Source organism: Ruegeria sp. O4 (genome assembly GCF_056535125.1).
The window spans coordinates 72,824-85,309 of record NZ_JBQERO010000002.1 but is presented as its reverse complement, the minus strand read 5'-3'; the positions used below and the strand labels follow the sequence as shown (position 1 = coordinate 85,309).

Here is a 12,486-nt window from a genome sequence, read left to right as displayed (position 1 = left end):
AGTGGTTTAAGCCTTGGACAGGATCGCCCAGATCTCATCCTTTAGCGCGGCGCGTTTTTTTCGCAGATCAACCTCGGCCAGCTCCTCCATGGGTTCGACATTGGTTTCGGCGCGGTGTACTTCGCGGTTGACCTCATGATACTCATCGGCCAGCCGGGCAAAATGCGCATCCGACTGCTTGAGCTGGCTCATCAGTTCAACTTTGTCCGGAAACTCTTCGGCCAGTTCATGCGGGGTGTGAGACATCTCTGTTCGCTCCTTCATATGTCGTTGCAAATCAGTGATAGAAGCGTGATCGGGCTTTCGCTTTGACCCGGATCAACTAGCCGTAATAATCCCGCGAATTTCAAAACAACGCCACGCGCCATCCTGCCGTGCAGGGGGCAAGTTGTTCTGAAACGTGGCTCAGGCTTATCTGGACAGGAACACTGAACTTTTTGCCAGCATACCCCCGGCAACCGCCGAAAATTTACGCATTCAACCGGGGGCAGTTCAGAAGGATTAACGCTGAGCGGTTGCCCAGCCGGGGTGAATCCACGGGCGGTCATTGGCCTTGGGCAACGGGTCTTTGCCCAGCAAAGAATCCGATACTTTCTCGCCAACCATGATCGAGGGCGCGTTGAGATTGCCGTTGGTGATCTGCGGGAAAATCGAACTGTCCGCGACGCGCAGCCCGTCCACGCCGATGACGCGACCCTCGGGATCGACCACCGCACCTTTGTCATCCGCACGCCCCATCCGGCAGGTGCCGCAGGGGTGATAGGCGCTTTCGGCATGTTCCGCGATAAAGGCGTTCAGCTCTTCATCCGTTTGCACAGCGGCACCCGGCTGAATTTCCTTGCCCGCATAGGGTTTGAAGGCGTTTTGCCCAAAGATTTCACGGGTCAGCCGGATACAAGTGCGGAAATCTTCCCAATCTTCTTCGTGACTCATGTAGTTGAACTTGATCACCGGCGCGTCTGCGGCTTGGGCAGAGCGCAATGTGACCGCCCCGCGCGACGGGGACCGCATCGGGCCGACATGCGCCTGGAACCCGTGCCCCTCTGCCGCTGCCTGCCCGTCATAGCGAACTGCGATCGGCAGAAAGTGGTACTGAATGTCGGGATATTCCACACCCGATTTCGACCTGATGAACGCCGCGCTTTCAAACTGATTCGATGCGCCCAAACCTGTCTTGGTAAACAACCATTGCGCCCCGATCAGGCCTTTGCTGAACAGGTTCCAGTGCTTATAGAGCGTGATCGGCTGTAGCGAAGCTTGTTGAATATACAGCTCCAGATGGTCCTGAAGGTTCGCACCCACCCCCGGACGATCCGCAACGACGTCGATCCCATGCTCGGCCAGATGCGCGCCCGGTCCGATACCGGACAGCATAAGCAGCTTGGGCGAGTTGATCGAGGACGCGGCCAGAACGACCTCGCGCCGGGCCTTGATGATTTCTTTCTTGCCGCCACGGATCAATTCCACGCCAGTGGCGCGACCGTTTTCCATAACAACCCGAGACGCAAGACCCCGCACGATATCACAATTGTCGCGTTTGAGCGCGGGCTTCAGATAGGCATTTGCCGCCGACCAGCGCCGCCCTTTCCAGACGGTCTGCTCCATCGGGCCAAAGCCTTCCTGCTTTTCTCCGTTATAGTCGCCGGTGACCTCGTATCCCGCCTGCTGGCCTGCATCGACAAAGGCCTGAAACAGTGGGTTTGCGCGGGGACCGCGCGACACGTGCAATGGGCCGTCAGTGCCGCGCCAGGCCGGATCGCCCCCATGGCCGCCGTCATGCCATGTCTCCATGCGTTTGTAATAGGGCAGCACATCCGCATAAGACCAACCGTCAGCCCCCATCTCGGCCCAGGTGTCGAAATCGCGTGCGTGACCGCGCACATAGACCATGCCGTTGATCGACGACGACCCGCCGATCACCTTGCCGCGCGGGCAGGCCAGACGGCGGTTGTTAAGATGCGGTTCGGGCTCGGACTGATATCCCCAGTCATAGCGCGACATGTTCATCGGATAGCTGAGCGCGGCAGGCATCTGGATAAACGGCCCCATGTCGGTGCCACCGTGCTCGATCACCAGGACCGAGGCCCCACCTTCGCTCAGACGATATGCCATTGCGCAGCCTGCGGACCCTGCGCCAACGATGACAAAATCTGCTTCCATATTCACAACTCCTCGCCCGCCGGGTGTGACGCCTCCGGCGGGAGTATTTTTAAAAAGATGAAGAGGTTACTCGCCGCGTGGGAACCGGGCATTTTCCTCGACGATGTTCAGATCCATATGATTGCGCATGTAGCGTTCGGACGCTTTTTGCAGCGGCTGATAATCCCATGGGTAATATCCGCCTTGCCGCAGTGCCTCATACACGACCCAGCGTCGCGCCTGACTGGCACGGACATCCGCGTCGAAGCGCTCCAAATCCCAGCGGGTCTCGGACTTTGCGCGCAGGGTTTGCAGCGTGCCCGCATGTTCGGGGCTGTCTGCCAGATTGGTCAGTTCATGCGGGTCTGCCTCGAGATCAAACAATTGATCCGGGTCCAGCGCGCATCGATTGTATTTCCACTTGCCATAGCGCAGCGACACCAGCGGCGCATACGATGCCTCGGCCGCGTATTCCATGGCCACAGGTGCGGTTCGTTCCCCGCCTTGCGCCAGCGGCACCAGGTTTTCACCGTCCGTCCATGGGGCGATCTCGGCCATGTCAACACCTGCCAGAGCCCCGAGTGTGGGTGTGACATCAATGGTAGAAACCGGTGTATCGATCCGCCCCGCAAGCAAATCCGGGGATGAAATCATCAAAGGAACGCGCGCCGAGCCTTCGTAGAAGTTCATCTTGAACCACAAGCCCCGTTCACCCAGCATGTCACCGTGATCCGAGACGAACAGGATGATCGCCTCTTGCCGTGTCGTTTCCAGCACTTCGAGGATTTCACCGATCTTGTCATCGAGATATGTGATGTTGGCGAAATAGGCACGGCGGGACTTGCGAATGTCTTCCTCGGTGATGTCGAAGCTACGCCAGTCATTGGCGTCGAAGATTCGCTTGGCGTGAGGATCCTGGTTTTCATAGCCAATATCAGCGATTTCAGGCAGCAGATGCTCGCAATCCTCGTAGAGGTCCCAGTATTTGCGCCGGGCGACATAGGGATCATGCGGATGGGTGAAGCTGACCGTCACGCACCATGGGCGGTCATCCTTGCCGCGCGCAAGGTCATACAGTTTGGCCTTGGCGTTATAGGCGACCTCGTCATCATACTCCATCTGGTTGGAAATCTCGGCAACACCCGCGCCGGTCACCGATCCCATGTTGTGATACCACCAGTCGATCCGCTCGCCCGGTTTGCGGTAATCCGGTGTCCAGCCAAAATCGGCCGGGTAGATATCAGTTGTCAGGCGATCCTCAAACCCGTGCATCTGGTCCGGGCCGACAAAGTGCATTTTGCCTGACAGACAGGTGTAATAGCCGGCCCTGCGCAAATGGTGTGCGTAAGTTGGGATATCGCTGCGGAACTCTGCCGCGTTGTCGTAGACGCCGGTGCGTGAGGGTAATTGACCGGACATGAAGCTGGCCCGCCCCGGCGCGCAAAGCGGCGACGCAGTATAAGCGTTGGCAAAGCGGGTCGACCGTTCGGCCAGTTTCTTCAGGTTCGGAGCATGAAGCCAGTCAGCGGGACCGTCGGGAAAGAGGGTTCCGTTCAGCTGATCCACCATCAGGATCAGAATGTTTGGTTTTGTCATTTTTCAGCCTCGAGCAGAGTATCGAGCACGCGCATAGCGTGGTTCACGGCCAGTTGCGGTTCTTCCGGGGCGCTGAGTGCTGCGCGAATATAGAGCCCGTCAATCAGGGCAATCATATTCTCGGCAGCCTCAACCGGATCCAGCATCCTTGGACGCAGGGCATGAACCAGATTCGATCTGATGCGCGCCTGATAGATCTGCCACAATCGCAGCGCGTCACTGTTGGTTTGCGCCAACACATAAAACGTCATCCAGGCGGCAGTCACGTCAGGTGTGAAACACGAAGGGGCAAAACAGGCGTGGATAATCGCCTCTGCCCGATTGCCCGGTTTGGCCGCTTTCAACTGGGCCCTGGCTTCGTCGCTGAAGTCGGCGAGGATCTGACGCATTGCGGCCAGAAATATCTGATCCTTTCCGCCAAAATAATGGTGTGCCAATGCGCTGGACATGCCCGCGCGTTTGGCAATCTGGCTTACGGTTACATCCAGGGATTTCTTGACACCCAGTTCAGCAATCGTCGCTCGAACAATCGCGTCCTTGCGGATCGGCTCCATTCCAACTTTTGGCATCGCTTTCCCCATACAGGTGTCATGCGACCAAGCTAGGATGTTTTTATTGACTCGTCAATTAATGTAAACACTGAGATGTCTTGTTACAGCTTCGGCGCAATACTGGGAGGCGTCAAGTCCCGCCGGTTCAACATGAACTCGCGCCATGAGATGAAGCTTACAGCGCCCAGTATCAGGGTTCCGCCAGCCACAACCCAAAGGTCGACGCTTTCGTGGAAGATTGCTGCACCCACAAGCGTGGCCCAGATCAACTGCAGGAAAGTGACGGGTTGTGTGACGGCCACAGGCGCGGCCTGCAACGCCAATGTCATGAAGTAATGACCTGCGGTCGCAAAGCTGGCCACCAGAAACAGAACCCCGAGTTCTTGCATACTGGGCCGGGTCCAGACGGCAACCGCAAAGGGGATCAAGGCTATGGTTACCCAGATGGACAGATGCGCCACAACAACCGAAGGTGGAACGTCGCGGACAAGAAGCTTGGCCAGCAAATAGGACCCGCTTAGCATCAGGGCCGTTCCGAGCATGGCAAGGTGACCTTGTGAGACTTCGCGAAACCCGGGGCGCAGGATGACCAGCACGCCCACCAAAGCGACCAGAATCGCGGCGACCCTGCGAAAAGCCAACTTCTCACCCAGAAACAGGGCTGCACCCAAGGTGACATAAACCGGCGTCATGTAGTTCATCGCAGTGACTTCGGCCAAGGGAATTTGTGTCATGGCGAAGAACCAAAGCATGACAGCAATCGCGTGTACTACACCGCGCAAACCGAACAGCGTCAGCAGGCGGGGTGTCAGCCGGGTCGCCATGATCGACCGCAAGGCCGGTAACAGAAACACCAATCCCAGCGCATAACGCAGGAATGCGGCCTGGATCGGATTCATCGTCGTGCCCAGAGATTTGACCAATGCGGTCATCACAACAAAGGACAGCCCGGCGGCAAACATCCAGAACATAGCGGCAAGCGGGCGCGACGAAACGGCTAACGATGTCATGGCTTAGGTTGAACACCGAAACCCTGTCGGGAACAACCCTTCACATGACAACAAGTTTCAGTGCGATACCCAGCATTACGACACCGATCACTGCATCCAGCACCTGCCAGGCGCGCGGGCGCGCAAACACCGGAGACAAAACACCAGCGCCGTATCCAAGTGAAAAGAAGAAGACAAAGCTGGAAGTGACTGCCCCAATGGCAAATCCGACCCGGTTATCATACTGTGCCGAGATAGAGCCGATCAGAACCACTGTGTCCAGATAGACATGCGGGTTCAGCCAGGTGAAGGCGAGAGCGGTAAGCATCGCGGTTTTGAGGCTGGTTCGCGGACCGTTGCCCGCTTCCATCACCGCGCCACCCCGCAGGGCAGACCCGAAGCTGCGCAGCCCATACCACGTCAGAAAAGCGGCCCCGCCATATCGCATTACAAGTTCAAACCAGGGAGCTGAATGGGTCAGGGTCCCTAACCCCGTGACACCTGCAACGATCAAAACCGCGTCGGACATTGAGCAGGTCAGGCACAGAAGGAACACATGTTCACGCCGCAGCCCCTGTCGCAGAATAAAGGCGTTCTGTGCCCCGATGGCGAGAATCAGACTGAAACCCAGCGCGAAACCGGCGATTATGGACGTGGGCATGGGATCTCCTACTACTGCAAGACGTTGACTAAGGCCGTCGGTGCGATCTATCAAATTAAAGATGTTATCCCAAGTTAAGCCTGGCTAATGCTGCTTGATCCTCTTCACCTGTCCGCTTTGTCTGCCATTCTGCGCCATGGCAGCTTTGATGCGGCTGCGGCAGAGCTGGCGGTGACACCCTCGGCGATATCCCAGCGGATCAGGGCGCTTGAGGATCGGATTGGAGCCACCCTGATACATCGGGGCAGCCCTTGCACAGGAACGCCCGCCGGGCTGCGCATTGCCCGTTACGCGGAAGATGTCGGACTGCTTGAGGCACAGCTGGTTCGAGAACTGACGCTGGAGCAGGAACCAAGGTCCGCCCGCGTCCGCATTGCCGTACCGGCAGACAGTCTGGCCACCTGGTTTGTTGATGCGATGGCGCAGGTGCCTGACATGCTTTTCGATCTGGTGATCGACGATCAGGATCATTCCGCAGACTGGCTGCGGCGGGGCGAGGTGAGCGCCGCCGTCACTGTTGGTGGTCAGACAGTGACCGGGTGCGACGCGATCCCATTGGGCGTGTTGCAGTATCTGCCAACAGCCAGCCCGGATTTCATTAACACCTGGTTTCGGGACGAAGTGACCGAGGCAGAGCTGGGCAAGGCACCCTGCCTGGTTTTCAACCAAAAGGACGGGCTGCAAAGGGCCTGGATTGTTCAACACACTGGCAAACGTCTGTCACCCCCGTCTCATTTCCTGCCTTCTTCACAAGGATTTGTGGACGCGGCGATTGCCGGGCTTGGGTGGGGTATGAACCCCGCGGCTCTGGTGCAGGAGGCTTTGAAACAAGGGCTGTTGCGCCCCATCGTACCTGATGCGCCGTTGGATGTCGCGCTGAGCTGGCAGGTTGGGCGTGTTCTCGCGCCCGCACTCAAACCACTGACCCAGGCTGTCAAAAAAGCTTCAGAACGGATTTTGCTTCCGCCTCAAAGCGACTAAACAAACACGACATTTTCGGAGGAACCGATGTTCTCACGTGACGCTCTTAGCTATGACCCCATTCCCCTGCCGGATCGATGCGACATCAGCGATACAGACATGCTGGGCGCGGCGCAGGCATTTTACGAAAAGATGCGTCAGCGTCATACTGTACGGGATTTCAGCCCCCGCCCCGTTGCCCGTGAGGTAATCGAAACCAGCCTGAGCACCGCGGGTACCGCGCCGTCAGGCGCCAATCACCAACCCTGGCATTTTGCAGCCATCTCGGACCCTGCCCTGAAACACCGCATCCGGGAAGAAGCCGAAGAAGAAGAACGCCGATTCTACGCAGGTGGCGCCGGGGATGAATGGATCAAGGCACTGGAGCCCATCGGCACCAACGCGGTCAAAGAACATCTGACAATCGCCCCCTGGCTGATCGTGGTTTTTGCCCAGCGCTGGGGGCAATTCGAGGATGGAACGCGGTACAAGAACTACTACGTCCCGGAAAGTGTGAACATTGCCACCGGCTTTCTGATTGCCGCGCTTCATCACGCGGGCCTCAGCACCCTGACCCACACCCCAAACCCGATGCGGTTTCTGAACGACGCGCTGGACCGGCCCGCGTCGGAAAAACCAACCATGATTATCGCGGTGGGACACCCGTCAGAAGGAGCGACTGTGCCTGCTGTGGCAAAACTCAAGAAACCCCTGGAAGAGATTTCATCCTTCTTCTGAGGCTTTCGCGACGCTCGCCAAAAACTCAATTCGAGGGCTGTTCCGCCTTTTTCCGTTCTGGTTGCATCATGCGGTAGCAGTTTATACAGGACACCAGACTGGCGACGACGATGAATGCGACGGCCATCGCGACCTCGTGCATATGGGCGACAGCGGCAAGGCCCGCAGACAACAACACCGCGGTTAAACGCGCGAACGCCTTGACCGCCGCCGATCCCCGCACCCGCTGCTCTTTGGGTGCCACATCCAGAAAATAGAGCTTACGCGCACTGCTGGTCCCGGTCACAGCAACGGTGACAACGAACAGTGCAATTGCATGCAAGTGAATCTGATGGTCGATGCCCAAATAGTGGAACACCAAAAGAACACTGCCTGTTGCGGCGACCATCAATGTCCCGACCACCATGACCGCACGATGGGATTTCATGTTGATGATTTGCCACAGAGGGCCCGATACAAGATATCCCGAAGCGGAAGAAACGATCATCGCGGTCAATCCCTGTGTCGAGCTGTGATGCGCTTCGGCTGCGATGAGCGCGAAGAACGGAACGGACAGCGACACAGCAACCAAGGGCAGACGCATGATCATATAGCTCCGGAACCACTGGTATTCGAACATGCCCAGAACACCCTTGATATTCGCCTTAATCGAAATGCCCCTTTCGGACTCCTGCGGTGTCGTCGGCGCGACCTCACGCGCGGTTTCTGTTATCGCCAGCATGAACAGACCAGACAGCAGGAAGAATAAAACCGAAACGCCAATCATGACTGAATGGCGCGAAAAGGGTGGATTATCCTTGGTGATCTGATGCACCAGCAACGCAAGGCCAATGGCACATAGCCCCCCTGCACCAAGCTGTAGATATTGCATGATCATGCGCGAACGCGCCTGAACATGGTCCCCTAGCAGATCCGTAAGCATCAAGGTCTGCACTTCGCTGACAAGCCCGATCACAAGAAATACAGACAGGAAAACCACTGCGATCAATGGGACAGCCCCGGTCGCGGCCGCAGCTATTGCCAGAACCAGACAGGCGCCAATGACCGCTTCGGTCAACGCAATTGCATGTTTCTTCCGGCTTCTTGCTGCAACGGGTTGCGCCAGAAAGAAGTCGGCAATCAAGCAACCGACCATCCGCACCGACACCAGTGCCCCTGCTACAAACATCGGCAACTCGAAGGAAACGGCTAAAAACGGCAAAACAACCGACGGGCTGCCGAGCGTCCACGCGACCTGAGACAGGATACTTTGCCCGGCCAGGACGGGCACGTTGCGCTTGGTCTGATCGGAAGTTTCGGATGTCATTCGTACTGTGTCTTCGTGTTTTCTGTATTTCCCGCACTTTCAGCCTAAGTGCATCGATTGTTTCAGCCAATAATTCAATAAGACCATCAAAAAACAAAAAACCCGGCCGTTGCGACCGGGTTTCAATGAGTTGGTATTGGGTCAGCTTAAAGCTGCGCCATGACCTCGTCGGTGGCTTCGAAATTGGTCGTGACACGCTGCACGTCGTCATCGTCTTCCAAAGCATCGACCAGCTTCATCAGCTTTTGCATGTCTTCCAGGCCTAGTTCCGTCGTTGTGGTCGGTTTCCAGACTAGCTTGGTGGATTCTGATTCTCCAAGCGCGGTTTCCAATGCAGAGGAGACATCGTTCAGATCGGTATCGGCGCACCAGATGATGTGACCGTCTTCCGAGCTTTCGACGTCTTCGGCTCCGGCCTCAATGGCGGCCTCAAAAATCGTGTCGGCATCGCCAGCATCTGCCGGGTAAATGACCTCACCCTTGCGGTCAAACATGAACCCAACCGAGCCGGTCTCGCCCAGATTGCCACCGTTCTTCGAGAACGTGGAACGAACGGTCGATGCGGTCCGGTTGCGGTTGTCGGTCATGGTTTCGACAATTACCGCAACACCATTGGGCCCATAGCCCTCATAGCGGATTTCTTCGTAATCGTCGCCTTCACCCGCTTGGGATTTCTTGATCGCGCGGTCGATCACGTCCTTGGGGACCGAGTTCGACTTGGCTTCTTTCACCGCCAGACGCAGGCGCGGGTTCTTGTCGGGATCGGGGTCGCCCATCTTGGCGGCCACGGTGATCTCTTTTGACAGTTTGGAAAACAGTTTGGACCGCGCGGCGTCCTGACGCCCCTTGCGGTGCTGGATGTTGGCCCATTTGGAGTGGCCTGCCATAGTGCGTCCTCGTCATCATGTTTGCGTGTTCGGCGCTCATATAGACGTTTGCGGGGGGCAGGATCAAGAGAGCGGCTTGCGACGACCTCACCGCCTTGTATGGTGACGGCATGACGACAGATCAGATCATACTTTTTGCCCTTTTCATCACTGTCTTCGGGATGCTGCTTTGGGGTCGGTTTCGATACGACCTTGTGGCTTTTGCCGCGCTTATGATCGGCGTCGTGCTGGGTGTTGTGCCGGTGGGTGGCGCCTTTGCGGGCTTTGGCCACCCGGCGACCATTATCGTCGCGCTGGTGCTTGTGGTCTCTGCCGGCTTGGTCAGGTCGGGTGCGGTCTTTCTGATCACCCGCACTCTGGTTGATGCGTCACGGGGGCTGGGCGCACATATCGCCCTGATGGGCGGGATCAGTGCGATTCTGTCGGCCTTCATGAACAATGTCGCGGCGCTTGCCCTGCTGATGCCCGTGGATATTCAGACCGCGCGCAAAGCGGGTCGGCCCCCGGGTCTGTCCCTGATGCCCCTGAGCTTTGCCACCATTCTGGGGGGCATGGTCACCCTGATCGGCACCCCGCCGAATATCATCATCGCCTCGATCCGGCAGGAAACACTGGGTGAGCCGTTTCACATGTTCGATTTCGCCCCTGTTGGTGGAATTGCAGCGATTGCCGGTCTGGCATTTGTCGCGCTGATCGGATGGCGATTGATCCCCAATCGCGGCGTACAACAAGAAACATCCGAGGTGCTGGCCGAATACATTGCCGAACTGACGATCCCGCCGGGCTCTGCACATATCGGTAAACGGGTCAGCGAACTTTATGAAACGGCCGAAAAATCCGACGTGGCTATCATCGGCCTGATCCGGGATGGGAAACGGCGATATGGCCGGTCAACCCATGCCACACTGAACGATGGCGACGCGCTGGTACTGGAAGCGCGCCCGGAGGCGCTGGACGAGTTCCGTTCAGCGCTGAAACTGGATTTCTCGGACACACGACGGCAGGAGCTGCTGACTGCCGAGGGTGAAGGTCTGGAAGTAATCGAAGTGGTCGTTCCCGAAAGCGCGCGCATAACCGGCCGTACTGCGCAGGGTATCGGGTTGGCCTGGCGCCAAAGTACCGTCCTGATGGGCATCTCGCGTCAGGGTCGTCAGATCACCGAACAGGTTCGCAAGACCGAGGTTCAACCGGGAGACATCCTGCTGCTGCTTTGCCCTCGTGATCGCAGCGCTGATGTGACCGATTGGCTGGGGTGTCTGCCACTGGCCGAACGCGGATTGAACGTGACGGCAAACGATAAGGCCTGGTTGGCCATCGGTCTGTTTGCCGCTGCCGTCTTTGCGGCCAGTGTCGGGTTGATTTACCTTCCCGTCGCATTGGGGCTTGTCGTCATTGCCTATGTGCTGACCAAGGTCATGCCAATCACGGAGATCTATAACCACATCGAATGGCCCGTTGTCGTGCTGCTGGGTTCGATGATCCCTCTGGGCAGCGCTTTGGAGACATCCGGCGGCACCGAGCTAATTGCCAATGCGCTGATCCAGCTGACCAACGGCCTGCCTGCATGGGCGATCCTGACCGTACTGATGGTCGTGACGATGACCTTGTCGGATGTCCTGAACAACACCGCCACCGCCATCGTCGCGGCCCCGGTGGGCATCCAGATGGCCCAAACGCTCGGGGTGTCGCCCGACCCGTTCCTGATGACCGTGGCCGTTGCGGCCTCGGCTGCGTTCCTGACGCCTATCGGTCACAAGAACAACACGCTGGTTCTGGGCCCCGGCGGCTATCATTTTGGCGACTACTGGCGCATGGGCCTGCCGCTTGAGGCTCTGATCATCGCGGTTTCCGTCCCCGCCATCCTTGTCTTTTGGCCGCTGTGACGGGTAAAGGCTGTTCATGAAACGCTTTTTGATCCTGCAACTGCGCCCGGAAACGGATGCCTCCGACGCAGAATATGCTTCGATCCTGAACCGCAGCGGGTTATCGCCCGAACGCACACACCGCATCCGTCTGGATTGCGACGACCTGCCTGAAGGGCTGGATGTTACGGACTATGCCGGTGTCATCGTAGGCGGTGGGCCGGGATGCGTCAGTGATGACCCCGCAACCAAATCTGCGACGGATGCGCGGATCGAAGCCGCAATCCTGGGTTTGATGCCGCAGATTACCGCGCTGGATCACCCCTTCATGGGGTGCTGCTATGGCCTTGGTATTCTGGCCGTACATTTGGATGGCAACGTCAGCAAAGCCCGGTATGGCGAGCCTGTGGGACCATCCAGGTGCCGCCTGACCCCCGAAGGACAACAAGACCCGCTTACCGCAGAATTGGACGCCACCTTTGATGCTTTTGTTGGTCACAAAGAAGCGGTTCAAACCCTGCCCGAGGGCTGCGTTCACCTTGTTGCGTCCGACCCCTGCCCGTTCCAGATGATCCGCTGGGGCCAGAACGTCTATGCCACTCAGTTCCACCCGGAAGCCGATGCCAAAGACTTTGAACAACGCATCAACATCTACAAGAACCATGGCTACTTCCCGCCCGAAGACGCGCAGAAACTGATCGACCATTGCCATTCGGCAGAGGTTACGCAACCCGGCGAAATCCTGCGCCGTTTCGTCCAGCGATACGAGTGACCCAACGGCGCGGTTGCCTGCGCCT

The 12,486-nt window shown here is 57.8% G+C and carries 12 protein-coding genes; 4 read left to right on the top strand and 8 right to left on the bottom strand.

Annotated elements, in window-relative coordinates:
• Nucleotides 1-6: 6 nt before the first annotated feature.
• The 6 genes from ACR0J7_RS04630 to ACR0J7_RS04605 all read right to left on the bottom strand — a co-directional run bounded on the left by ACR0J7_RS04630 (nt 7) and on the right by ACR0J7_RS04605 (nt 5,936).
• Nucleotides 7-246 carry an HP1242/YdcH family protein gene (locus tag ACR0J7_RS04630; RefSeq protein WP_209504591.1) on the bottom strand — a complete coding sequence of 80 codons (240 nt, stop codon included), beginning with the start codon at nt 244-246 and terminating at the stop codon, nt 7-9.
• A 255-nt stretch (nt 247-501) separates the two neighbouring features.
• Nucleotides 502-2,160 (bottom strand): choline dehydrogenase, encoded by a 1,659-nt coding sequence (betA, locus tag ACR0J7_RS04625; RefSeq protein ID WP_480913426.1) that lies wholly within the window; start codon nt 2,158-2,160, stop codon nt 502-504.
• 66 nt (nt 2,161-2,226) lie between these two features.
• Nucleotides 2,227-3,735: a choline-sulfatase gene (betC, locus tag ACR0J7_RS04620; protein ID WP_480913424.1), complete on the bottom strand. Its 1,509-nt coding sequence runs from the start codon at nt 3,733-3,735 to the stop codon at nt 2,227-2,229.
• Nucleotides 3,732-4,304 carry a choline-binding transcriptional repressor BetI gene (gene betI / locus ACR0J7_RS04615; RefSeq protein WP_480475817.1) on the bottom strand — a complete coding sequence of 191 codons (573 nt, stop codon included), beginning with the start codon at nt 4,302-4,304 and terminating at the stop codon, nt 3,732-3,734. Before betI ends, betC begins: the two co-directional genes overlap by 4 nt.
• Before the next feature lie 83 nt (nt 4,305-4,387).
• A complete protein-coding gene (locus ACR0J7_RS04610; RefSeq protein ID WP_480475815.1) occupies nt 4,388-5,296 on the bottom strand; it encodes a DMT family transporter in 909 nt (302 codons plus the stop codon).
• A 40-nt stretch (nt 5,297-5,336) separates the two neighbouring features.
• Entirely contained in the window at nt 5,337-5,936 is a 600-nt protein-coding gene (locus tag ACR0J7_RS04605) for a LysE/ArgO family amino acid transporter (protein WP_480913422.1), read from the bottom strand.
• Between the two features lie 87 nt (nt 5,937-6,023).
• Between ACR0J7_RS04605 and ACR0J7_RS04600 the strand changes: the two genes are divergently transcribed.
• Nucleotides 6,024-6,917: a LysR family transcriptional regulator ArgP gene (locus ACR0J7_RS04600; protein WP_480913421.1), complete on the top strand. Its 894-nt coding sequence runs from the start codon at nt 6,024-6,026 to the stop codon at nt 6,915-6,917.
• Between the two features lie 27 nt (nt 6,918-6,944).
• A complete protein-coding gene (locus ACR0J7_RS04595) occupies nt 6,945-7,634 on the top strand; it encodes a nitroreductase family protein (protein WP_480475809.1) in 690 nt (229 codons plus the stop codon).
• 25 nt (nt 7,635-7,659) lie between these two features.
• On the opposite strand, the gene ACR0J7_RS04590 is transcribed toward ACR0J7_RS04595, so the two are convergent.
• Together ACR0J7_RS04590 and ACR0J7_RS04585 are read right to left on the bottom strand one after the other, a co-directional pair.
• Entirely contained in the window at nt 7,660-8,940 is a 1,281-nt protein-coding gene (locus ACR0J7_RS04590; protein ID WP_480475807.1) for an MFS transporter, read from the bottom strand.
• 146 nt (nt 8,941-9,086) lie between these two features.
• The gene (locus tag ACR0J7_RS04585; RefSeq protein ID WP_480481976.1) at nt 9,087-9,827 is read right to left on the bottom strand and encodes a YebC/PmpR family DNA-binding transcriptional regulator; all 741 of its coding nucleotides are present in this window, start codon (nt 9,825-9,827) and stop codon (nt 9,087-9,089) included.
• A gap of 110 nt (nt 9,828-9,937) precedes the next feature.
• Here ACR0J7_RS04585 and ACR0J7_RS04580 point away from each other — a divergent pair, with 110 nt between their 5' ends.
• Together ACR0J7_RS04580 and ACR0J7_RS04575 are read left to right on the top strand one after the other, a co-directional pair.
• Nucleotides 9,938-11,710, top strand: coding sequence for an SLC13 family permease (locus tag ACR0J7_RS04580; protein WP_480899128.1), 1,773 nt, complete (start codon nt 9,938-9,940; stop codon nt 11,708-11,710).
• 16 nt (nt 11,711-11,726) lie between these two features.
• On the top strand, nt 11,727-12,461 hold the full coding sequence (locus tag ACR0J7_RS04575; RefSeq protein WP_209504602.1) for a glutamine amidotransferase: 735 nt from the start codon (nt 11,727-11,729) through the stop codon (nt 12,459-12,461).
• Nucleotides 12,462-12,486: the final 25 nt, after the last annotated feature.

Bases quoted from the DNA above. Each gene is read 5' to 3' on its own strand.
- ACR0J7_RS04630 (WP_209504591.1), bottom strand. From the start codon at position 246: ATGTCTCACACCCCGCATGAACTGGCCGAAGAGTTTCCGGACAAAGTT.
- betA (WP_480913426.1), bottom strand. From the start codon at position 2,160: ATGGAAGCAGATTTTGTCATCGTTGGCGCAGGGTCCGCAGGCTGCGCA.
- betC (WP_480913424.1), bottom strand. From the start codon at position 3,735: ATGACAAAACCAAACATTCTGATCCTGATGGTGGATCAGCTGAACGGA.
- betI (WP_480475817.1), bottom strand. From the start codon at position 4,304: ATGCCAAAAGTTGGAATGGAGCCGATCCGCAAGGACGCGATTGTTCGA.
- ACR0J7_RS04610 (WP_480475815.1), bottom strand. From the start codon at position 5,296: ATGACATCGTTAGCCGTTTCGTCGCGCCCGCTTGCCGCTATGTTCTGG.
- ACR0J7_RS04605 (WP_480913422.1), bottom strand. From the start codon at position 5,936: ATGCCCACGTCCATAATCGCCGGTTTCGCGCTGGGTTTCAGTCTGATT.
- ACR0J7_RS04600 (WP_480913421.1), top strand. From the start codon at position 6,024: ATGCTGCTTGATCCTCTTCACCTGTCCGCTTTGTCTGCCATTCTGCGC.
- ACR0J7_RS04595 (WP_480475809.1), top strand. From the start codon at position 6,945: ATGTTCTCACGTGACGCTCTTAGCTATGACCCCATTCCCCTGCCGGAT.
- ACR0J7_RS04590 (WP_480475807.1), bottom strand. From the start codon at position 8,940: ATGACATCCGAAACTTCCGATCAGACCAAGCGCAACGTGCCCGTCCTG.
- ACR0J7_RS04585 (WP_480481976.1), bottom strand. From the start codon at position 9,827: ATGGCAGGCCACTCCAAATGGGCCAACATCCAGCACCGCAAGGGGCGT.
- ACR0J7_RS04580 (WP_480899128.1), top strand. From the start codon at position 9,938: ATGACGACAGATCAGATCATACTTTTTGCCCTTTTCATCACTGTCTTC.
- ACR0J7_RS04575 (WP_209504602.1), top strand. From the start codon at position 11,727: ATGAAACGCTTTTTGATCCTGCAACTGCGCCCGGAAACGGATGCCTCC.